We start from the raw sequence: 22,953 nt of genomic DNA on the forward strand, positions 1-22,953 counted from the left end.
ATCTTCAGGAGTTGACGTGTCATCGGAGCGTGCCGCAGGCGCCGTCGGGCGCGGGATGTCCCCTCACGGAGCCGTCTACCGGGTGCCCCGTGGCGCCGTCGTCGGTGGACGCGTGGACGGCGTGCGGCTGTGGACCGATCCCGTCGGCGGGCCGTCGGACGGACCCCTCGCCGAGCGGCGGCGCGCCGCCGAGCTGCATGCGCCCCTCGGCGGGGCGGACGCGCGGGCCGTGGTGCTGGAGTACACGGACGGCGTGCGCGAGCTCGTGCTGGCCGGCGACCGGCCGCTCGGTTCGCTCGCCACCGCGCTGGTCGGGGACGGTCCGGCCGAGCCCGCACCGGTCCCCGCCCCCGCGCCCCTCGACGGGGCCCTCGCCGTGCTTCCCGTCGAGATCCCGGACGTCCCGACCGCCGACCTGGTCGCCGCGTTCGGGCTGGTCCTGGCCCGGACCTGTGCCGCGCAGCGGCCGGTCCTCGATGTCCACACGGAGGAGGGGGAGGCGTACACCGCCGCCCTGCCCGACGAGGCCGACGAGGACCGTACGGTCGCGGAGTACCGCGCGCGGGCGGACGACCGGCGTTCCGATGCCGACGGCATCCGCTACGCCGTGCGCGTGGACCCGCACCCGCACCACCTGCCCCCGCTCGACCCCCGGCACGTCCTGACCGTGCACGTCACCCCGCGCTCCGTCACCGCCTGGTACCGGCCGCAGGACGTCCCCGACTGGCGGGCGGGCGTTCTCGTACGTCAACTCGGCGCCGCCGTGGTTGAGTTGACCAACGGCGATCAGGATCGCCGGCTCGCCGAGGCGGAGGTCGTCGACGCCGGCGAACGGCGCCGCATCCTCGACCTGGGCGCCACCCCGCGTCCCGCCGGCCGCCGCGCGGGAACCCTGCACGAGCAGGTGCTGGCCCGCGCCGCGGCCGACCCCCACGCCGTCGCCCTGGTCGACGGAGACACCACGGTGACCTACCGTCAGCTCGCCGGCAGGGCGGGCCGCCTGGCCCACGCCCTGCGGAGCCTCGGGGTCGCCCCGCGCGACCGGGTCGGGGTCTGCCTGGACCGTGGCGCCGATCTGGTCGTCGTCCTGCTCGCCGTCCTGACCGCCGGCGCCGTCTACGTACCCATGGACCCCACCAGTCCGGCCGAACGCCTCGCCTACACCGCGCAGGACGCGGGCCTGAAGGTCGTCCTGGTCGGCATCGCGCAGACGGAGACGACGCCGTTCGCGGCGGGAACGGCCGTTCCCCTGGCCCGTCTGGAGGAGCTGGCCGAGGGTGCGCCCGAGGAGCCGCCGGCCTCCGGCACCGGGCCCGACGACCCCGCCTACGTGATCTACACCTCGGGTTCCACGGGCCGGCCCAAGGGGGTGGTCGTCCCGCACCGCAACGTCTCCGACCTGCTGAGCGCCACCGGTCCCGACTTCGGCCTCGGTCCGGACGACGTCTGGTCCTGGTTCCACTCGGCGGCCTTCGACTTCTCGGTGTGGGAGATCTGGGGGTGCCTGCTCACCGGCGGACGGCTCGTGGTCGTCCCGTACTGGACCTGCCGTTCGCCCGAGGACTTCCGTGAGCTGCTCGCCAAGGAGCGGGTGACCGTCCTCAACCAGACGCCGTCGGCCTTCGGCCGCCTCCTCGAACTGGAGCGCGCGCCGGCGCGGGGTCCGCTGGACCTCCGGCTGGTGATCTTCGGCGGAGAGCCGCTGGACGCCCGGTCGCTGACCCCCTGGTTCGACGCGCACCCGGAGTCGACGTGCCGGGTGGTCAACATGTTCGGCATCACCGAGACGACCGTGCACGTCACCGCGCAGACCGTCACCCGCGCCGAGGCGCTCTCCGGCTCGCGCTCCGTGGGCCGGGCGATCCCGGGCTGGTCCGTGCGGGTCCTGGACGGCCGGGGCAGGCTGCTGCCTCCGGGCTCGCCCGGCGAGATCGCGGTGGCCGGCGACGGGGTGGCCCTGGAGTACCTGAACCAGCCCGAGCTCACCGCCCGCCGTTTCGTCGCCGATCCCGACGGCACCGGCGGTCTCTACCTCAGCGGCGACCTCGGCATGCTTCTCCCGGACGGTCGTCTCGAACACCTGGGCCGTCTCGACGACCAGGTGAAGGTGCGGGGCTACCGCATCGAACTGGGCGAGATCAGGAACGTCCTGCTCGCCCACGAGGCCGTCGTCGCGGCGGCCGTGGTGCTGGGCCGGGACGCGGCCGGGGAGGTGCGGCTGGACGCGTACACGGTCCTCGACGGCGCGGACACGGCGGAGGTGCGGCGGCACGCCGCGCGTGTGCTCCCCGAGTACATGATGCCGACGACCCTGACCCGGGTGGACGCGCTGCCGCTGACCGTCAACGGCAAGGTGGACACGGCCCGTCTCCCGGCGCCCGACACCGCGCCCGACACCGCGCCGCACAAGACCCCGGAGACCGGCCCGGTCGCGGCGCCCACGGCGCCCGCGTCCGCCGGCGCCCCGGCGCTGGACGGTGTGCTCGGCGTCTGGCGGGAGCTGTTCCACGCCGAGGTGGGGCCGGACGACGACTTCTTCGAGCTCGGCGGCAACTCACTCCTCGCGCTGCGGATCGTTCGGCTGCTGAAGGACCGCGACCTCGTCGTCGGTGTCCGTGAGGTGTACCGCCTCCGTACGCCGGCCGGGCTGGCCCGGTTCGCTTCCGGCGAGTGAGGGAGAGCGGTCGTCCCGGGGACCGACGGAACCGCCGTCGGCGAGGGGACGGCCGGGAACGCCGACAGGGCGGCGTACGCCGACCGGAAGTCGGGGTGCGCCGCCCTGGGGCGTGACGGGTCGCGGGTCACAGGCTGCGGGCGGCGATGTCGCCCTGGGACGTGGTCGCGTGGATGTCGAGTTCCGGGGCGCCGTCGTTCCTGAGCCCGTTGCTGATGCGGCCCGACGAGGTGCCGGCGTCCAGGGAGGCCGAGACGCCGGCGGCGGCGCCGACCGCGATGTCGCCCTGCTGGGTGCTCAGTACGACGGTGCCGCGCATCGCCTCGGCGATCCGGATGTCACCCCTCATGGTGCTGATCCGCGCCGGGCCGCTCAGCCGGCCGACCTGGACGTCGCCGTCGACCGCGGTGAGGCGGAGGCTCGCGGCCTCGTCGATCTTGATGTGGTGGTAGGCGCCGTCGAAGGCGATGTCGCCGAGGCGGCCGACGGCCCGGAACTCGGTGCTCGCCGCCTTCCCCTCGACGTGGGAGCCGGCGGGCAGCTGCACGGTGACCTCGATGGATCCGGAAGGGCCGAGGTACTGGTTCTTCGCCGGTACGGCGATCCGCAGGGCTCCGTCGGTGTACTCGACCGTGGTCTGCTCCGCCGCCTTCACGTCGCGGCTCTTCGAGGCGTTGCTGGGCCGGACCTCGACGACGGTGTCCTTGCGGTCGGCGGCGATGATCTGGACGCGGCCGGCCGGGATGTCGAGGACGGTGGAGACGGGGGCGGGGGTGTCGAACTTCTGCATGACTCTTCTCCTGCTTCTACGGCGGGCGTTCTGTCGACCCGCTGTTTCCGATGAGGGAAAAGCTACGTTGCGTTCATTGATCTGGCAACGTCGTCGTTGCGCAATGACTGAATAAGTGCAGGTCAAGGCAGGGAAATCGTTGCAATGCCTTGAGGGATAATGCAATGCTCCTTCGACTGTTCATTGCAATGCGCTACAGGTGAACGCTACGGCGGCGGCGGTCGGGCCCGTGGTCGTCGGGGATCCTCCCGACTGCCCGGAGCGCCGCCGGGTTGATCCCATCGGTGCATGACGCGAGCACAGCTGGACAGGACGGATCAGGCGGCCCGCGCCCGCCTGGAGGCGGCGCTGATGCGTCGCCGAAGGGGGGCCGCCGCCGACGGCATACCGGTACTCCCGCGGACGGCGGGGGAGTCGAGGTTCCGGGCCGCGGTCACGCAGGAGGGCATGTGGGAGGGGCTCGCGGGCAGCGCGGGGCCCGCCCCGGCGATCCTGGCCGCCGTGCGGCTGTACGGCGTGCTGGACGTCCCGCTCCTCGAAGAGGCGTGGAACGCGGTCGTGGCCCGGCACGAGACCCTGCGCAGCTCGCTGCGGGTGGAGGCCGGGGTGCTGACCCAGGTGGTCGCCCCGACCCTGCGGCTGCCGGTCGAGGTGATCGAGACGGCCGCCTCGGAGGACTTCGCGGCGTTCGTGTGGGAGGAGGATGACCGGCCCTTCGACCTGGAGCGCGGGCCGCTCGCCCGGCTGAAGCTGCTCCGGCTCGCCGACGACGACCACATCGTCTTCCTGATGGTGCATCACATCATCGGTGACGCCCGGACGGTGGAGGTCGTCGTGCGCGATCTCGGCGCCCACTACACCGCCGCCCAGGCGGGCGTACCCGCGCCTCTGGAGCCGCTGCGCGTACAGTTCGCCGACTTCGCCGCCTGGCATCGCGAGCGGCTCGACGGGCCCCGTGGCGCCGAGTTGATCGCCTACTGGACGGAGCGGCTCGCGGGAGCCGAACAGGCCGTGCTCCCCACCGACCTGGAGCTGCCCCCGGTTCCCTCGCAGCGGGGCACCGGCGTCGACGTACCGATGCCCGAGGAGCTGTACGCGGCGATCCGCCGGCTCGCGACCGAGCGCGCCACCACGCTGTACACGGTGGGCCTCGCCGCCTTCACGGCGCTGCTCGCCCGGCGCTCGGGCCAGCGGGACATCTGCGTACGGGCGCCGATCTCCTTCCGCGACACCAGTGATGTACGCGATCTCGTCGCGGACTTCTCCAACGACGTGGTCGTCCGCACCGATCTGTCCGCCGATCCGACGCTCGGCGAGCTCCTGGAGCAGATCAAGGCCGGCACGGCCGCCGACTTCGCACACCACGACCTGCCGCCGCACCTGCTGGAGCCGCACCTGCCGGACCCCGGGCTGCTGGCCCGGCTGTTCCACGTGCAGTTCACCGCCGAGGAGGAGTTCGACACCCCGGACACCCTCGGGGACCTGCGGATGGAGCCGCTCATCCCCGAACGGCAGCACGTGCTGCGCCCCCTCAACATCCGGCTGCGCCACGACGCCGAGCGCGCCCACTGCATCGTCCTCTACCGCACCGAGCAGTTCACCGCCGGCCGCATCGAGGAACTGATGCGGGAATACCACGGCCTTCTGGCCGAAATGGCACACACCCCGGAGCACCGCGTCTTCGGGTGATGTCGGGGCCGGGGGTCGGGGGTTTCCCCGACTACTTACGGACCTGGTTTCCGGGAGATTCTTCGGCCCATGGAATGCGTCTCGCGGAGAAGCTCCGCGAGGAATCCACGCTCGCTTTTCGAGGAGATACGAATGAGCAAGATCGCTGTTCTCACCAACGACCTCCAGTACGACATGGTCCACAAGAACCAGGAGCGCATCGACGCCGTCACCGAGGCCACCCCGGCCTTCTCCGGCTTCCTCCACGAGATGCGCAAGCGTGGTCACCACGTCGTCCACCTGCAGCTGATCAACCTGCCCGACGACCCGAACGTGGAGCTCCACAACGGCATCGTCCCCTCGCAGAAGGGCAGCAAGGGCGCGGAGATCCTCCCGGTCTTCCTGGAGGACACCGACATCCTCGTCGAGAAGAACAAGGACAGCGGCTTCTACGAGACCGACCTGCACGAGCGCCTGCAGGCGCTCGGTGTCGACACCGTCCTGGTGACGGGCATGCAGGGCCAGATCTGCGTCCAGACGACCGCCGCCGACGCCTTCTTCCGCGGTTACAACGTCTACGTCCCCAGCGACTGTGTCGTCTCCGCCAAGGAGGCCGACAAGGTCCGCGCCCTGGACTGGCTGGCCGGGTACTGCGCGACGGTCGTGGACTCCGCCGAGATCCTGCGCGTGATCGACAGCGAGGGCGCGCTGCCCCGCAAGGTCGTCCAGACCCCGTGACCCGCAATTCCTGAACAACCGGCAGACGGCAGGGTCCTCCTCCGTCGCGCCATCCACCTACAGCCGAAAGAGACGGCTCGCTGCAATGAGCACGAAGTCCTTGCTGGATCAGAAGATCGTCCTTGACCACGGCACCGGGGCCCGACTCAGTCGGGAGCTGGTCGATTTCGTGGTGGATGTGCTGGGGGACGTCTACACAGGGGAAATGGAAGACAGCGCGATGCTGCCGGTCCCGGCCGGCAACATCGCACTGACCACCGACTCCTTCGTGGTCGACCCGCCGCTTTTCGGAAACGGCGACATCGGAAAGATCGCCGTCTGCGGAACGGTCAACGACCTGGCCGTGGTCGGTGCGAAGCCCGAGTACCTGACGTTGGCGATGATCCTGGAGACCGGCCTGCCGATCTCCACCCTGCACCGCGTCCTGGAGTCGATCCGGGACACCGCCAAGGAGGCCGGCGTCAAGATCGTCGCTGGTGACACCAAGGTCGTCGGCGTGGGCGAGGCGGACCAGATCTTCCTCAACACCACCGGCGTCGGCGTCTTCCACCGTGAGCCGCTGCGCATGACCTCGGTCCGCCCCGGCGACCGGATCATCCTGAGCGGTCCGATCGGCAACCACACCGTCCACCTGCTGTCCGTCCGCGAGGGCCTCGGCTTCGAGACCAACGTCCTCAGCGACTGCGCGCCGCTGAACGGCATGATCGCCGAGCTCGACGGGCTGATCGAGCGCGGTGCGGTGCACTCCATGCGCGACGTGACGCGCGGCGGCCTCAACGCCGTCCTGCACGAGTACTCCTCGGCCGTCGGCCGGGTCGTCTCGGTCCAGGAGGAGGCGCTGCCGATCGAGTTCGCCACCCGCATGGCCTCGGACATGCTCGGCATCAACCCGATCAACGCCGCCAACGAGGGCTGCCTCGCCCTCTTCGTCGCCCCCGAGGCCGTGGACGAGGTCCTGGCCGCCCTGCACGCGCACCCGTACGGCAAGCAGGCCGTGGTCATCGGCGAGATCACCGACCGGGCCGAGGCCGCGGTCGAGATGACGGATGCCGGCGGCAAGGTCACCACGATCGAGGAACTGCAGGGCGCGGAACTCCCGCGTCTCTGCTGAGCGGAGCGGTCCAGTGCAGCAGATCACCGACACCGGGTCCGTGGAGAGCGTCCACGACTCCCGTCCGAGCCAGTGGCTGATCCGGGTCAACGGCGTGGTGCAGGGCGTGGGCTACCGGCCCTTCGTCCACACCCTCGCCCACCGACTCGGACTGACCGGCTGGGTGCTCAACGACAACCACGGTGTGCAGACTCTGGTGTGCGGACCGTCCGACGTGCTCGGCGCCTTCCAGGAGGCGCTGAGCACCCAGGCCCCGCCGCTGGCGCGGGTCAACGAGGTGCGGATCGAGAGCCGCGACGACCTGGCACCGGCCGACGAGTACAGCGGGTTCGAGATCCGCGAGAGCGTACGCGACGGCCGGGCCGGCACCATCGTGGCGCCCGACTCGCACGTGTGCGACGCGTGCCTGGCGGAGGTGCGGGACCCGGCGGACCGCCGGCACCGCTACCCCTTCACCAACTGCACGCACTGCGGGCCCCGTTACTCGCTGATCCGGCACCTGCCGTACGACCGGGAACAGACCACCATGGCGGTCTTCCGGATGTGCGAGCGGTGCCGGACCGAGTACGAGGACCCCGCGGACCGGCGCTACCACGCCCAGCCGAACGCCTGCCCCGACTGCGGGCCCCGGCTGACCCTCTCCTCGCCCGAGGGCGAGATCGCCCAGGAGGACGAGGCGCTGACCGCGACGACGGCGGCCCTGGCCGCCGGCCGGATCGTGGCCGTCAAGAGCGTCGGCGGCTTCCACCTGGTCGCGGACGCGCGCAACGCGGAAGCCGTCGCCCTGCTGCGCCGGCGCAAGCGCCGTGATTCCAAGCCCTTCGCCCTGATGGTGGAGGACATCGCCTCCGCCGCCCGCTTCGTGGAGCTCGACGAGGGCGACGGCGAGCTGCTCGGTTCCCCGGCCCGGCCCGTCGTGCTGCTGCGCAAGGCCGCCGGGCTCGCGCTGCCGGAGTCGATCGCGCCGCGCAACCCCAACCTCGGTGTGATGCTGCCGTCCGCGCCGCTGCACCATCTGCTGCTCGAACGGCCCGGGCTCGACGTCCTGGTGATGACGAGCGGCAACATCTCCGGCAGCCCCATCGCCTACCGCAACGACGAGGCGCTGCGCGACCTCTTCGAGGTGGCCGACCTGGTCCTGCACCACGACCGGGACATCCACATCAGGGTCGACGACTCCGTCGTCCGCCGCTCGGTCCACCCCGAACTCGCCGAGCCGCTCGTCAGCTTCGTCCGGCGGGCCCGCGGCTACGCCCCGTACCCCGTCCCCGTCGCGGGCGACCTGCCGCAGATCCTCGCGTACGGCGCCGAGCTGAAGACCACCGTGGCGCTCGGCTCCGGCGAGGAGGTCTACGTCAGCCAGCACATCGGCGACCTCAAGAACGACGAGACCTTCGCCTCGCACCGGCACACCGCCGCCCATCTGGCCGAGCTGTACGAGCTGGAGCCGGCCGTCGTCGCGGTCGACATGCACCCCTCCTTCCGCTCCCGGGTCCTCGCCGACGACGAGGCGTCGCGCGAGGTGTTCCCGGTCCAGCACCACCACGCCCACATGGCCTCCTGCATGGCGGAGAACCGGATCGACGGCGCCACCCTCGGGGTCGTCTTCGACGGCACCGGCTACGGCGAGGACGGCACCATCTGGGGCGGCGAGTTCCTGCACGGCTCCTTCGCCTCCGTGGACCGCGCCGCCCATCTGCGGCCGATCCCGCTGCTCGGCGGGGACAAGGCCGTCACGGAGCCGATCCGTACCGGCTTCGCCCTCGCCCTCGACGCCTTCGACGACGACCCGGACGCCGCCCACGCGGCCTTCCCCGCCCTGGACGTCCTCGACGAGCAGGCCCGGCACGTCTACACCACGATGGTGCGGCGCTCCATCAACGCCCCGCTCGCCTCCAGCATGGGGCGCCTCTTCGACGGGGTCGCCGCGCTGGTCGGCATCTGCTCCCACGCCGAGCACGAGGCGCAGGGACCGATCGAGCTGGAAGGTCTGCTGGGCCGGGATCTCACCCTGGCCGAGCCGTATGCCTTCGGCCGGACCGAACGGGACGGCGTGGTGGAGATCGACCCGCGCCCGGTCGTCCGCGAGATCGCGGCGGACCTGGCGCGCGGCACCGCCGTGGAGACCGTCAGCCGCCGGTTCCACTCCTCCGTGGTCGCGATGGTGACCGAGCGGTGCGAGGAGATCCGCCGGACGCTCGGCACCACCCAGGTCGCGCTCTCGGGCGGCGTCTTCCTCAACGAGTTCCTGCTCGTCAACTGCCTGGTCGAGCTGCGCAGGGCGGGATTCGAGGCGTACGTCCACCAGCAGGTCCCGACCAACGACGGAGGCATCGCGCTCGGCCAGGTGATGGTCGCCGGCGCCCGCCTGCACGAGAGGACCACCCACCCGTGACCACCGATGGAAAGGACAAGACCATGCCGTACGAGAGCCCGACCCTCGGCGACGTCATGCGGCTGCTCGTGCGCAACGAGGAGCACGCGAACCGCACCCTCAGCATGGTCCCGTCCGAGACGGCCATGTCCGGTATCGCCAAGCTGCCGATGATGCTCGACGCGTACCACCGCTACTTCTTCAACGAGAGCGACAACCCGGACGGCTGGCACTTCCGCGGCGCCCAGCACCTGCGCGACCTGGAGATGGGCCTCACCGTCCCGCTCCTGGAGGAGCTCGGCCGTGCCGACTACGTCACCGTCCGCCCGCTCAGCGGCCTCAACGCCATGACCCTGGCGCTGGCCACGCTCGGCGGCGAGCCCGGCTCCACCGTCGTCACGATCAGCCCGGACCTCGGCGGCCACTACGCGACCCCGCAGGTCGCCGAACGGCTCGGTCTGCGAGTCGAGTTCCTGACCGGCGACGACCCCCACGCGCTCGACCTGGACCACGCCGCCGAGCTCCTCGGCCGGGTGCGCCCGACGCTGCTCTACGTCGACCAGTCGCACTGCCTCTTCCCCCTGGACGTCGCGAGCCTGGTGGCCACGGTCCGCCGGGTGAGCCCCGAGACGCTGGTGCACGTCGACGCCAGCCATTGGCTGGGCCTGGTGCTCGCCGGAGTGTTCCGCAACCCGCTCGACGAGGGCGCGGACAGCTTCGGCGGCTCCACCCACAAGACGTTCCCCGGCCCGCAGAAGGCCGTTCTGCTGACGCGGAACAAGGAGGTCGAGCGGCGCATCCGCGAGACCCAGGACTTCATGATCAGCAACCATCACTTCGCGGCGACGATCAGCCTCGGCATATCCCTGCTCGAGTTCCGTGACTTCGGCGGCTTCGAGTACGCCCGCGCCGTCGTCGCGAACACCCGTCGCTTCGGCGAGCTGCTCACCGAGCGCGGACTCACCGTGGTGGCCGCCGACCGGGGCTACTCCGCGGGACACCAGCTGTGGCTCGACCCCGAGGCGGACGGCGTCCTCGCGAAGGTGGCCAGCGACCGGCTCTTCGCCGCCGGACTGCGCGTCAACTTCATGGCCGGCCTGCCGGGCTTCACCGGCCAGGGCGTCCGCATCGGTCTCAACGAGGCTACCTACCAGGGCCTTTCCGGCGAGGACTTCACCGAACTGGCCGACGTCTTCGTGGCCGCCGTGCGCGACACGGCTCCGGCGGACGAGCTCGCCCGCCGCGTCGCCGCGCTGCGCACCCGCACCCCGTACGGCGCTCCGCTCGCCGGCGACTCCCCGCTGCTCCAGGACGCGCTGGCGCTGTGCGCCTCGTCGCTGCGCACGGTCTCGCCGGACTCCCTGCCCGCCCCGGTCCCCGCCGGCGTCGGAGGCGGTACGCGATGAGCCGCCCCGTCATCGGCATCGCCGCCTACCAGGACCGCGCCCGGTGGGACATCTGGGACACCCAGGCGACGATGATCCAGCAGAGCTATGTGCGGGGGATCGCGGCCAACGGCGGCCGGGCCGTCGTGCTGCCCCCCGACGACCTCGACGACGCGGTCCTCGACCGGCTCGACGGGCTGATGCTGCCCGGCGGCGCCGACATCGACCCCGAGCGCTACGGGCAGCCCCGCCACCCGCGTACCGACCCGCCGGCCCCCGGCAGGGACGCCGGCGAGCTGCTCCTGCTGCGCGGGGCGCTGGAGCGCGACCTCCCGGTCCTCGGCATCTGCCGCGGTCTGCAGCTGCTGACGCTCCTCTACGGTGGCTCGCTCCACCAGCACCTGCCCGACGTGCTCGGTCACACCGGGCACCTCCCCGAGCCCGGTGTGTTCGGCGAGCATCCGGTGCGCTTCACCGAGGGCTCCCTGGCCGCCTCCGTCTACGGCACCGAGGCCGTCGTCAACTCCCACCACCACCAGGGCGTCGCCGACCCCGGTTCCCTGCGGGTCACCGGGCTCAGCGACGACGGCCTCGCCGAGGCGGTCGAGGACCCGGCCAAGCGCTTCGTCCTGGGCGTGCAGTGGCATCCCGAAGTCGCCCACGAAGACCACCTGTTCAGCAGGTTCGTGGCGGCCTGCGCCGCCCCGGCCCTGCTGTGAACCCGGCCTGACCAGCCCCTTTCCCCGACCGGCCCGCTGTCACGGCGTACGGCCGCAGCTACCCCAGGAGCACCACCGTGCACTCAGCGCTCCGTCCCCGCGGCGGGACTTTCGTCGACATCCTGCGCGATCGCGCGGACGGCACACCGGACCGCACGGCCTTCGAGTTCCTCGCCGACACCGGCGAACTCGTACTGAGCTACGCGGACATCGACCGCAGGGCGAGGACGGTGGCCGCCGCGCTCGGTGCGCGCGGACTCGCCGGCGAGCGGGCGGTGCTGCTGTACCCGCCGGGCGTGGACTACGTGGTGGGATTCCTCGGCTGCCTGTACGCGGGGGTGGTCGCCGTCCCCGTCCACCTGCCGGCGGGCCGGCACGGCGTACCGATGGTGCTGGCCGCCGCCACCGACGCCGGAGCGGTGCTCGCGCTCAGCGACCGGGCCACCGCGACCGCCCTCGACGCCCAGTACCCGGAGCTGTCCGCCACCGCGTTCCCCGGCTGGCTCATCACGGACGAGCTGCCCGCCGAACTCGCCGAGACGTGGGACGGGCGGGGTCCCCGGCCGGACGCGCTCGCGTTCCTCCAGTACACCTCCGGTTCGACCGGCCGCCCCAAGGGCGTGATGGTCCGGCACGACAACCTCGTGCACAACTCGGCCACCATCGCGCAGGCCGTCGACTCCGGCCCCGACAGCCGGGGTGTGAGCTGGCTCCCGCCGTACCACGACATGGGTTTGATCGGCGGCATCCTGCAGCCGCTGTACGCCGGCTTCCCCAGCGTCCTGATGGCTCCGATGACGTTCCTGCGCAGGCCCCTGCTCTGGCTGGACGCGATCAGCCGCACCCGGGGCACCGTCTCCGCCGCCCCCGACTTCGCCTACCTCGAATGCGTCCGGCGCATCGGCGAGGAGGACCGGGCGGCGCTCGACCTGTCCAGCTGGCGCCACGCGATGATGGGCGCCGAGCCCGTCCGCCCCTCCACCATGGCCCAGTTCGCCGCCGCGTTCGAGGTCTCCGGGTTCTCCCCGCGCGCCTTCCACCCCTGCTACGGCCTGGCGGAGACGACCCTGTTCGCCACCGGCGGCCCGACCCGCGGGGCAGCACCGCGTGTCCTCGAACTCGACCGTGCCGCGCTCGAACGCGGCAGCGCCGAACCCGCGGGCGAGGACGCCCGCCCCCGTCTCTCGCTGACCGGCTGCGGCACCCCCCAGGGCGTGGACCTGGTCCTCGTCGTCGCCGACGGCCGCCCCTGCGCCGAGGGCGAGGTGGGCGAGGTGTGGATCAGCGGCCCGTCCGTCGCCGCCGGGTACTGGGAGCGCGCGGAGGAGACCGCCCGCACCTTCGAGGCCACGCTCGACGCCCACCCCGGGCGCACGTTCCTGCGCACCGGAGACCTGGCCTTCACGTCCGAGGGCGAGCTGTTCATCACCGGCCGCATCAAGGACCTGATGGTGGTGCGCGGCCGGAACCACTATCCGCAGGACGTCGAGCAGACCGCCGAGCGCGCCCACCCGCTGCTCCAGCCGACCCGCTCCGCCGCCTTCTCCGTCGACGACGGGGGCGAGGAGCAGGTCGTCCTCGTCCACGAGGTGGCCCGCGGGTTCACCCCCGACGACGCCCCCGGCGTCCTGGCCGCCGTGCGCGAGGCCGTGGCCGCGGAGCACGGCCTGGCGCCGCGCGACATCGCGCTCGTGCGCCTCGGCACCATCCCCCGCACCACGAGCGGCAAGATCCGCCGTTCCACCTGCCGCGACCTGTGGGCCTCCGACGGGCTCAAGCGGGTCGCCGCGCCGCGTCCCGCGGCCGGCTCCGAAGCATCCGCCGACACCGCCGGCTCCGCAGCCGCCCCGTCCGTCGTCGCCGAGGGCGTCGCCGTCGTGATCGGCACGCCGGCGGCGGAACTCGACCGGACGATGCCGCTCATCGCCCTCGGCCTGGACTCGCTGCGCGCGGTCCGGCTGGCCGCGGCCCTGCACCGGTCGACCGGCGCCGAAGTACCCGTCGAGCGGCTGCTCGACGGCATCACCACCGCGGAACTGGAGGACCGCCTCGGACAGTGGCGGCCCTCCAAGGACGCCACCGCCTCGGGTGCGGCGCGCGCCGGCGGCGACGTGCCGAACGCCGGCGACGCCCTGACCGACACCGGCGCTCCCGTGCGAGCCGGCCGCGCCCAGGAATGGATGTGGCTCCTCGCGGAGATGGGCGCGGGCAGCGCGTACCACATCGCCGGCGGTGTCCGGCTGCGCGGACCGGTCTCGGCCGAGCTGCTCACCGGCTGCCTCAACGCCCTCGTCGCCCGCCACCCCGCCCTGCGCGCCGCCTTCCACACCGCGCAGGACGGCACCCTGATGGTCTCGGCCCGCCCCGCGGAGCCGCTGGACATCCCGGTCGTGGACGTGTCCGCGGAGCCCGCCGCCGCCTGCGAGGCCGCATGCCGTGCCGCCCTCGACGCCCTCGGCGAGGCCCCCTTCGACCTGGCGTCGGGCTCCCTGCTGCGCGCCACCCTGGTGCGACTCGCCGCCGACGAATGGTGCCTCGGGATCGTCGCGCACCACATCGCGGTCGACGGCTGGTCGCTCGGCGTGCTGCTGCGCGAACTCGGCTCCGCCTACAAGGACGCCCTGGCCGGCCGCCCGCTGCCCGGGCCCCTGCCGACCGTCCGCCCGTACGAGCACGGGGAGGCCGAGCGCGCCGCCGCCGAGGCGTTCTGGACCGGTGCCCTCGACGGCGCCGCCGCGCTGGAACTCCCGCTCGACGTCCCCCAGCCCAGCAGCCAGTCCTGGCGCGGCGCCGCGCTGCCGTTCGAGGTCGGCGCCGAGCAGGCCGAGCGACTGAGGACCTACGGCGCCGCCCGCAACGCGACCCCGTACATGGTGCTGCTCTCCGCCTTCGCGACCGTCCTGTCCCGCTGGACCGGCCAGCACGACGTGGTGGTCGGCACGCCGGCGGCCTGCCGCAACCGCCCCGGCACGGCCGACGCGCTCGGCCTCTTCGTCAACACCCTGCCACTGCGCGTCGACCTGTCCGGGACCCCGACCTTCGGTGAACTGCTCGGCCGCGTCCGTGAGCTGTGCCTGGCGGCCTACCCGCACCAGGACTTCCCCTACGACGAGATGGTGCGCCTGGCCGGAGCCGAGCGGTCCGGTGGCCGGCCGCCGCTGGTGCGCGTCGCGCTCGCGCTCCAGAACACCCCGCTGACCGAGTGGCAGGCCGGCGAGGTCCACGCGGAGCCCTTCGAACTCCCCGCTCCCGGCGCCCAGTTCGAACTCTCCCTGCATCTGACCGAGCAGCCCGACGGGCGGCTCGCCGGCCATGTCGTCTACGCGGCGGACCTGTTCACCGAGGACACCGTCCGCCGGCTCCTCGACGGTTTCGCCACCCTCCTCGACGCCGCTCCCCGCCCGCCGTGCACGCCCGCCGCGGACCTGCCGGTGCTCCCCGAGGCCGACCGCCGGTGGATCGTGGACGAGCTGAGCGGCGCCGACACCACCGAGGCGCCGCCCGAGCTGCTGCACCAGGCGTTCGAGCGGCAGGTCGACCGGGACCCCGCCGCGCTCGCCGTCGTCGCCGACGACGCCCGGCTCACCTACGGGGAACTGGAGGCGCGCGCCAACAGGATCGCCTGGCTGCTGCGCGACCTCGGCACCACACCCGACCAGGCCGTCGCCGTATGCCTGCCGCGCGGCGCCGCGCTGGTCGCCGCCCTGCTCGGCGTCCTCAAGTCCGGCGGCGGCTATCTGCCGCTGGACCCCGGCTACCCCGCGGCCCGGCTCGCCGCGCAGCTGGAGGACGTCCGGCCCGCCGTCCTGCTCACCACCGGTGAGCTGGCCGCCGGCACCCTCGCCGACGCGGTCGCCGCCGACGGCGGACCCGTCGTGATCCGCCTCGACGAGGGCGCGGCCGACGACCGCCCGACGGTCCGCCCCGAGGCCGTGTCGTCCCCGCGGAACATGGCGTACGTCCTGCACACCTCCGGCTCGACCGGGCGCCCCAAGGGCGTGGTGAACGAGCACGCCGGTGTCGTCAACCGGATGGACTGGATGCAGCGCGCCCACCGGCTCGCGCCGGGGGAGACCGTCCTGCAGAAGACCCCCGTGGGCTTCGACGTCTCCGGCTGGGAGCTGTGGTGGCCGCTCAGCGCCGGCGGCACGATGGTGCTCGCCCGCCCGGGAGGCCACCAGGACCCCACGTACCTCGCCGGACTGATCCGGCGGGAATCCGTCGCCACCTGCCACTTCGTGCCGTCGATGCTCCGGACCTTCCTGGAGGAGCCCGCCGCCGCCGACTGCGCGCGCGTGCTGCGCCGGGTCGTGTGCAGCGGCGAGGAGTTGCCGCCCGCGGTCGCCGCGCGGTTCCACGCGCTGCTCCCGGGAGTGGAGCTGCACAACCTGTACGGGCCGACCGAGGCCGCGATCGAGGTGACCGCGTACGAGGTGGAGCCCGGCGGCACGGACCGGGTACGGCTGCCGATCGGCGGACCGGCGCCCGGGGTCCGGCTGTACGTGCTCGACGAGCGCGGCGCGCCGCTGCCCGTCGGAGTGCCGGGGGAGCTGCACATCGGCGGCGTCCAGGTGGCCCGTGGCTACCTCGGCCGGCCGGGGCTGACCGCCGAGCGGTTCGTGCCGGACCCGTTCGTGAGCGGCATGCGGCTCTACCGCACCGGGGACCGGGCACGCTGGTCGCCGGACGGCACCATCGACTTCCTGGGGCGCCTCGACGGGCAGGTGAAGATCCGGGGCCACCGGGTCGAGCCGGCCGAGGTCGAGGCGGTGCTGGGCGGCCATCCGGCGCTCGCCGAAGTCGCCGTGGTGGTGCGCACCGTGGCGGGCGAGCCGGCCCTCGTCGGCTATCTGGTGGCCGCCGGGGACGAGGTCCCGACGGCCGAGCTGCGCGGCCACCTCGCCCAGCGGCTGCCGGCGGCGATGATCCCGTCCGCCTTCGTCTGGCTCGCCGAACTGCCCACCGGGGCCAACGGGAAGCTGGACCGGGGCGGGCTGCCGGAGCCCGGTGTGCGCCGAGAGAGCGCGGCCGTCGCACCGCGAGACCCCTTCGAGCGCGAGGTCGCCCGCATCTGGTGCGAGGTGCTGGGGCTGCCCGAGGTGTCGGTCACCGACGACCTGTTCACGCTCGGCGGTCACTCGCTGCAGGCCACCCGGATCGTGGTGCGGGTCCGTGCCGCCTTCGGTCTGGAACTGCCACTGGCCGGACTGATCAGCGGTGAGCTGACCGTCGAGAGCATCGCCGACGAAGCGCGTGACGGCCGGATCCTGACGGCCGACGACGAGGAGGTCGAGCGGGCGCTGGCGGAGCTGGCCTCGCTGACCGACGCGGAAGTCGCCGCGCTGCTGGCCCAGGGCTGAGCCGTGCCGTCCGGCGCCCCGCCGCGCCCGCCCTTCGTACCTTCGAGATCGAGAGAGAGAACCATGTCGTCCGTCCTCACCTACGACCTGTCCACCGCCGAGATCGACCAGCTGGAAGCGGTCGTCGCCCGGCTCCTGGAGACCGGTCTCGACCCCGCGGAGCCCTCCTTCAGCGACGAGCTGTGGCGGTTTGCGCCGGACGTGCCCGCCGGGCTGCGGGGCTTCCTCCAGGACTTCCGCACCCGGGAGCCCGCCGCCGCATGCATGGTGCGCGGACTGCCGGTGGACGACGGGCGTGTCGGACCGACCCCGTTGCACTGGACGGCGGCCGCGGACAGCACCTCGACCCGCCGCGAGGAGGCGTACCTCGCCCTCCTCACCGTCTGCCTCGGCGAGGTCTTCGGCTGGTCGACGCTCCAGCGGGGGCGGCTCGTGCAGAACGTCCTGCCGATCCCCGGCGAGGAGGGCGAGCAGAGCGGGCACGGCAGCGACGTGCTCCTGGAGTGGCACACGGAGGACGGCTTCCACCCGTACCGCTGTGACTACCTGGGCCTGTTCGGCGTGCGCAACGTCGACGAGGTCCCGACGACCCTGGCGTCCGTCCGGGACATCGAGCTGAGCGAGGAGCACCGGGCCGTGCTCCAGCAGAAGCGGTACTTCATCCTCCCCGACGACGAGCACCTGCGGCAGCTGCGGGCCGTCGACCCGGACGCCCCCTCGCTGGCGAAGCTCCAGCAGATGCGGGACGAACCCGAGGCGGTGGCCGTGCTGTTCGGCGCGCCGGAGGATCCGTACCTGCGCATCGACCCGTTCTTCATGCGCCACACCCCCGGCGACGAGGAGGGGCGCGCCGCTCTCGACGCGCTCGTCGACGCGCTGGACAAGGTGATGCGGGACGTGGTCGTCGGCGCTGGCTCGCTGCTCTTCGTGGACAACTATCTGGCGGTGCACGGCCGGCGCGCGTTCACGTCGCGCTACGACGGTACGGACCGCTGGCTCAAGAAGACGGTCTCGACCCGTGACCTGCGCAAGTCCCGCGACCTGCGCTCCCACGCCCAGGACCGCGTGTTCGCCTGATCCCGGGGAGGCCCCGCCGCCCGCCGCCCGCCGCCCGCCGCCCCGCCCCGCCCCGCCCGGGGCGGGGCGGGGTCAGACGGTGTCTGCGGGGAGCCAGCCGCGGTGGGCCGCCAGGAGGCCCGCCTGGAAGCGGCTCTTGGCGCCGAGGAGTTCCATGACGTCGGCGGCGATCCGGCGCGCGGTGCGCGGCGAGACGCCGAGGCGCTTGGCGATGGCCTCGTCGGTGAGCCCCTGGCTGAGCAGGCGCAGGGCCTCGCGCTCCTGGGCGGTCAGCCCCCGCGCGTCGCGCGTCCGGGCCTTGCCCAGGGGTTCTCCCGACTCCCACACCCGGTCGAACAGTGCGCACAGCGCCGCCAGTGTGCCGTGGCCGCGCAGCACGACGGCGCTCGCGCCGGCGTCCTCGCCGTCCACCGGGATGATGGCGATCGACCGGTCGATGATGATCATCCGGATGGGCAGGGAGGCGACGGTCCTGATCTGCCCGCCCGCCTCGGCGAGCCAGTCCGCGTACGCCACGCTGGGCGGGTTGTTGCGGATGGAGTCCAGATACACCGTGCGCATCCGCACGCCCCGGCCCAGTACCTCCGCGTCCAGCGGCTTCGACGCCTCCAGCGTGTCCGCGTCCTGCGCGCCGTCCGGGGCGAAGGACATCACCTCGGTCGTGATGCCCTTGGTCAGCCGGGCTATCTCCGCGCGTATCTCGTCGATTCCGACGAGGAGTTGCTCACCGGGCCGGGAGGCGATCGGCCGGTTGGCGTACTCGACGATCATCTTCTGCGCGAAGGCCCTGGACTCGGCGATCCGCTGCTGCTGCGCGGCCAGTTCCGCCTGCTGCCGGGCGAGCAGCGCCTCGAAGCTCACCTCGGGGCTGACGACTTGCAGCGCCGAGGGGTCGTCGGACGGCGCCCGCAGCAATCCCAGTGTGCTCAGCTGGTCGAGCTTCGCGCGGAACTCGTCGGCGGTCAGTCCGACGGTCGACGCGATATCCGCGATCTCTCCCTGTGGGTGGAGCAGGAGTGTCCTGTACACCCGTTCCGCTATTTCATCCAGTCCGAACGTCGTCAGCATTCTGGAACCCCCCGCGTGGTTCTGCTCGAAATTCGCGTCACGATAACACTCCCTCGTTCCGGTCCGGTGAACGCCTCGATTGGCCGGAGCGTGTCGGTCATATCGCGCTTATCGGGCATTCCGAATGGCGTCGCCGCGGGTGTGTCTCGCGCGTCCGCGTACCGAATTCCGGCCGGTGGTGGCCGGATATCGGTTATCCGGACATCCGGGCCGGGACGCTTTCTGCCATGGCAGAAAGCGTCCCGGCCGTTTTCGTGGAGAGCGGGTCCACGGCGCGGCACAGTCGGAGGATGTACCTGATTCACGCCCACCTCGAACCGCCGCCGGGGATGGGTATTCCCGAGGACGCCGACGTTCGCGTATGTGCGCTCGGAAGGCCCGAGGAACGTGTGCGCCACGGATCCCTCCATGCCGATGCCCGGCCCCATCCCGTCCTCGGCCTCTTCGTGTCGGCTCCCTCGCTGGCCGTCGCCGAGTCCGTCGCCCGGGAGGTCTGCGAGCGGGCCATCGGCCTCGATCCCGCCCTCCGCGGCGTCCGTCTGCTGCGCTGCGAGGCACCCCTGATGACGCCGTACTACGAGGGTCTGATCGCGCCGCCCGCCCATGAGTAGCCGAGGGGTGGACGCATTATGCAAAGGCCGCTTCGTGCCTCCTCCGACCGCTGACAAGGCCGCCGGGGGGCGGACAGGATGGTGATCACCGGCCGGGACGAGCGCCGGAACGAGCCCCCGGGCCGTTCCGGAGCCCCTGTCCGGATCAGGCCACTTCCACCACCCGTCCACCAAGGAGCCCTGTCATGTCGAAGACCTTCGCCGCCCGCCTCGCCGCCGCCGTCCTCACCGTCCTCGTCTCGTCCGCCGGACTCTCCGCCGTGGCCCAGGACGGTCCCGCCGCCCCGACCGCCGTCGTGGCATCCGAGGCCCCGGCCACGACCACCACGATGACCACCCAGGACACCCTCGGCTGGCAGTAGGAAACAGGCGCGGGAATTCGAGAAGGCCCACGCCGGGGAATTCGGGATCGGCATCCAGAGCCACGCGAGAGACCGAAAGGCGACTGCCTTGTCCGATGTCCGTGCCATCGCATTCGATGCAACCGACCAGAAGAACGACAACACCGAGGAAAAGATGGATCCGGTGACCGCGGAATCCCTTTTCGAGGCATCGGGCGAACCGTCCCCCCGCCTCACCGTGGTGGAGATACCGGGCGAGCGGTGGAGTGGCAAGACCTCCCTCCTGAACCAGCTCACCCGCGACGCGGCCGCCCATGGCTGGCGCACCGCCTCCGGCCACGCGACGACCACCCTCTCCGCCGTCCCGTACGGCATCTTCGTCGACGCCCTGGACGACCTCCTCGTCCGCTTCGACACCGACGCACTGGCAGGGCCCGCCCGCCATCACGTCGCCCGGCTCGCCGGCATCTTCCCGGCGCTCGCCACCGCGGCGCCCCCGCTCACGGACACCCCGTCCGATCGCTATCACGCTCTACGCGCGTTGCACGCGCTGCTGGAGGCGCTGGCCGCCGAGCAGCCCCTCCTCATCACGCTCGACGACGGCCACCGGGCCGACAGCGCCTCGCTCGACCTCCTCTCCCATCTGCTCGGCCATCCGCCCGCCGGGCGGATCGTGCTCGCGATCGCCCACCGCCCCCGCCAGGGCGACGGCATGCTGCGGAGCCTGCTCGCGGAGGCCGCCGCCCACGGGCGCCTGAGGCGCACGCCCGCCGAGCCCCTCAGCGAGGAGCAGGCGCTCTCGCTGCTGCCCGACGACCTCAGCCGGGTCCACTGCGAGACCCTGCTGGCCGAGGCCGGCGGCAACCCCGGACTCCTGCGGGCGTTCGCCGCCCTGCGCGCGGTGCCCGACCACTGCGGCAGCACCGCCTTCCCCCTCCCCATCGAGGTCCTCACCGACTGTCTGCGCGACTTCCGCGGTCTCACGCCCGCGGGCTGGCAGGCGGCCCGCTCCGCCGCCGTACTGGGCGAACCCTTCGACGTGGCCGCCCTCGGCCGGGTCGCCCAGCTGGAAGGCGGCGCCCTGCGCGCCGCGCTGGACGAACTGCTGCGCGAGGACCTGGTCCACGGCACCGCCCTGGCGCGCGGGCTGCGCTTCCGCAACCCGCTGCTGCGCGCCGCCGCCTACCAGTCCGCCGGGTCCGGCTGGCTCCAGGGCGCCCACGAACGGGCCGGCGCCCTGCTCGCCCCGCGCGACAGCGCCTCCGTACCGCTCGCCCGGCACCTGGAGCACAGCGCCGTCGAGGGCGACGCGGCCGGCGCGGGCGTCCTGCTGACCGCCGCCGCCGAGCGACTGTGGCAGGACCCGGTCCAGGCCGCGGCATGGGCCCGTACCGCCATCGACCTGGACGCGGACTCCGGGCGGACCGCGCCCACCCGGCTGCTGCTCGGTCGCGCGCTCGCCCTGACCGGCCGTCTCCGGGAGAGCCTCGCCGCGCTCACCACCTCCGCCGTCCCCGGCACGCCCGCCCTCGGAGCCCCCGACTCCGGAGTCCCCGCCCCCGACACCTCCGCCGCCGCGCACCGCTGCCGCGCGCGCATCTGGCGGCTGCTCGGCGACCACGGCGCGGCCCTCGCGGAACTGGACGCGGCCTCCCGGCTCCCGGGCGCCCGCGAGAAGCGGGCCCGTGCCCGGCTCCTCGGCGAGCGCCTGGCCCACGCCCTGGAGACGGGTGACGGGCCCGGCGTCGCCGACGCCGCGCTCACGGAACCCCCGCTCGGAGACCTGCCCCCCGCCGAACGCGGCCGCCTCCTCGCGCTGCTCGCCGCCGCCGCCGTACGCTCCGGGGAAGGCGACCGGGCCCGGGAGTACGCCGACCGGGCGGCCCCGCTCCTCGACACGCTCCCCGACGGTGTCGCCGTCCGTCACCTCGACGGCCTGTACTGGCTCGCCGCCACCGAGTCCGCGCTCGGCCGGGCCGAGGCGGCCGCCCTGCACTTCGGCCGCAGTCTGCGCATCGCCGAGGCCCGCCGCCTGACCGGTGTCGTCCCGCAACTGGCCATGGCCATGGCCCGCCTCCAGCTCGAAGCCGGCGACCTGGCCGGAGCCGTACGGCACGCCGCGTGCGCCGAGACGAACGCGGCCGCCGTCGACTCCCCGTACCTGCTGGGCCTCGCCCTGGAACTCAAGTCCGAGGTGGCCGCGGCCCTGCGGGGCCCCCGTGCCCCGAGCCCGGCCCCGGTCCTCACACCCGTCGAGTCCGGGCCGGGCCTCGCCGCGCTCAGCAAACGGGAGCTGGAGATCGCCGTGCTCGTCAGTGGCGGGCGCACCAACCAGCAGATCGCGCGCGCCCTGGAACTGAGCCACAAGACGGTGGAGACCCACCTCGGGCGGATCTTCCGGAAGCTCGACGTGTCGTCGAGGGCCGAGGTCGCCGCCGTCGTCGGCCGCTCCGAACGCAAGGGGCAGGGCCCGCACCACGCGACCGCCCGCCCGGCCGCGCATCAGGAGAAGCCCCGACATTACAAAGCGACCGCCCCCGGGTTGACTTACGAGCACCGGAGCCTGCAGCCGCAAGTCGCCTGGTGAACAAGGTGGGGTGCTCCGGAAGGCGCATCGCACCGCCCGACGGAGTTCACCACCCTCGACGGCCCCGGTGTGCGGCGGAGCATCGGCCCGCCCGCGTCAACTGGCCCCAGTCGAGCGAGAGGGAACACCCATGTCCGACGAGCGCAGCGAGCAGCAGCCCGAGTACCGCGTCGTGCTCAACGACGAACTCCAGTACTCCATCTGGCGTGCGGACGCCGAACCGCCCGCCGGCTGGCGGACCGAGGGAACGGCCGGCACCCGCGAGGAGTGCCTGGCGCACATCGACGAGGTGTGGACGGACATGCGTCCGCTGAGCCTGCGCGAGGAGATGGCGGCGTCGGCCGGCTGACCGGCCGGCCCGCCACCGGCCCGGCCGCCGGGAGAGGTCCCGCCCCGCTGCCGGAGCCGTCCGCGCCGCCCGCCGGCGCGGATCCCCCCGCCCCGCCGCCC

Annotated in this window: 15 protein-coding genes; 13 read left to right on the forward strand and 2 right to left on the reverse strand. The window is 73.0% G+C overall.

Annotated features, from left to right (window positions below; translation table 11 throughout):
• The first annotated feature begins 16 nt into the window (after positions 1-16).
• A complete protein-coding gene (locus ACFQ7Q_RS01950) occupies positions 17-2,674 on the forward strand; it encodes a non-ribosomal peptide synthetase (protein WP_383548464.1) in 2,658 nt (885 codons plus the stop codon).
• A 127-nt stretch (positions 2,675-2,801) separates the two neighbouring features.
• Here ACFQ7Q_RS01950 and ACFQ7Q_RS01955 read toward each other — a convergent pair whose 3' ends face one another.
• On the reverse strand, positions 2,802-3,464 hold the full coding sequence (locus ACFQ7Q_RS01955) for a DUF4097 family beta strand repeat-containing protein (protein ID WP_383548466.1): 663 nt from the start codon (positions 3,462-3,464) through the stop codon (positions 2,802-2,804).
• 288 nt (positions 3,465-3,752) lie between these two features.
• On the opposite strand from ACFQ7Q_RS01955, the gene ACFQ7Q_RS01960 reads away from it, so the two are divergent.
• From ACFQ7Q_RS01960 to gntD, 8 genes are all read left to right on the forward strand, one after another.
• Positions 3,753-5,153: a condensation domain-containing protein gene (locus ACFQ7Q_RS01960; RefSeq protein WP_383548469.1), complete on the forward strand. Its 1,401-nt coding sequence runs from the start codon at positions 3,753-3,755 to the stop codon at positions 5,151-5,153.
• 132 nt (positions 5,154-5,285) lie between these two features.
• Entirely contained in the window at positions 5,286-5,870 is a 585-nt protein-coding gene (locus tag ACFQ7Q_RS01965) for an isochorismatase family cysteine hydrolase (RefSeq protein WP_376433904.1), read from the forward strand.
• 85 nt (positions 5,871-5,955) lie between these two features.
• Entirely contained in the window at positions 5,956-6,981 is a 1,026-nt protein-coding gene (gene hypE, locus ACFQ7Q_RS01970) for a hydrogenase expression/formation protein HypE (protein WP_383548472.1), read from the forward strand.
• A 13-nt stretch (positions 6,982-6,994) separates the two neighbouring features.
• Complete coding sequence (gene hypF / locus ACFQ7Q_RS01975; protein WP_383548474.1) at positions 6,995-9,376, forward strand: carbamoyltransferase HypF; 2,382 nt, start codon at positions 6,995-6,997, stop codon at positions 9,374-9,376.
• Positions 9,373-10,761: a hypothetical protein gene (locus ACFQ7Q_RS01980; RefSeq protein ID WP_383548477.1), complete on the forward strand. Its 1,389-nt coding sequence runs from the start codon at positions 9,373-9,375 to the stop codon at positions 10,759-10,761. Before hypF ends, ACFQ7Q_RS01980 begins: the two co-directional genes overlap by 4 nt.
• Entirely contained in the window at positions 10,758-11,459 is a 702-nt protein-coding gene (locus ACFQ7Q_RS01985) for a gamma-glutamyl-gamma-aminobutyrate hydrolase family protein (RefSeq protein ID WP_383548479.1), read from the forward strand. Before ACFQ7Q_RS01980 ends, ACFQ7Q_RS01985 begins: the two co-directional genes overlap by 4 nt.
• A 77-nt stretch (positions 11,460-11,536) precedes the next feature.
• Positions 11,537-16,819 carry an amino acid adenylation domain-containing protein gene (locus ACFQ7Q_RS01990; RefSeq protein WP_383548482.1) on the forward strand — a complete coding sequence of 1,761 codons (5,283 nt, stop codon included), beginning with the start codon at positions 11,537-11,539 and terminating at the stop codon, positions 16,817-16,819.
• 63 nt (positions 16,820-16,882) lie between these two features.
• Positions 16,883-17,896: a guanitoxin biosynthesis L-enduracididine beta-hydroxylase GntD gene (gene gntD, locus ACFQ7Q_RS01995; protein WP_383548486.1), complete on the forward strand. Its 1,014-nt coding sequence runs from the start codon at positions 16,883-16,885 to the stop codon at positions 17,894-17,896.
• A gap of 72 nt (positions 17,897-17,968) precedes the next feature.
• On the opposite strand, the gene ACFQ7Q_RS02000 is transcribed toward gntD, so the two are convergent.
• The gene (locus ACFQ7Q_RS02000) at positions 17,969-18,925 is read right to left on the reverse strand and encodes a LuxR C-terminal-related transcriptional regulator (protein ID WP_383548489.1); all 957 of its coding nucleotides are present in this window, start codon (positions 18,923-18,925) and stop codon (positions 17,969-17,971) included.
• A gap of 428 nt (positions 18,926-19,353) precedes the next feature.
• On the opposite strand from ACFQ7Q_RS02000, the gene ACFQ7Q_RS02005 reads away from it, so the two are divergent.
• From ACFQ7Q_RS02005 to ACFQ7Q_RS02020, 4 genes are all read left to right on the forward strand, one after another.
• A complete protein-coding gene (locus tag ACFQ7Q_RS02005; RefSeq protein WP_383548492.1) occupies positions 19,354-19,575 on the forward strand; it encodes a hypothetical protein in 222 nt (73 codons plus the stop codon).
• A gap of 185 nt (positions 19,576-19,760) precedes the next feature.
• Positions 19,761-19,937 (forward strand): hypothetical protein, encoded by a 177-nt coding sequence (locus ACFQ7Q_RS02010; protein WP_383548495.1) that lies wholly within the window; start codon positions 19,761-19,763, stop codon positions 19,935-19,937.
• A gap of 88 nt (positions 19,938-20,025) precedes the next feature.
• Positions 20,026-22,503, forward strand: coding sequence for an AAA family ATPase (locus tag ACFQ7Q_RS02015; protein ID WP_383548498.1), 2,478 nt, complete (start codon positions 20,026-20,028; stop codon positions 22,501-22,503).
• A 130-nt stretch (positions 22,504-22,633) separates the two neighbouring features.
• A complete protein-coding gene (locus ACFQ7Q_RS02020; RefSeq protein ID WP_376433926.1) occupies positions 22,634-22,852 on the forward strand; it encodes an MbtH family protein in 219 nt (72 codons plus the stop codon).
• Positions 22,853-22,953: the final 101 nt, after the last annotated feature.

Origin of the sequence: Streptomyces sp. NPDC056527, assembly GCF_042794475.1 — a bacterium.
Taxonomy (GTDB): domain Bacteria; phylum Actinomycetota; class Actinomycetes; order Streptomycetales; family Streptomycetaceae; genus Streptomyces.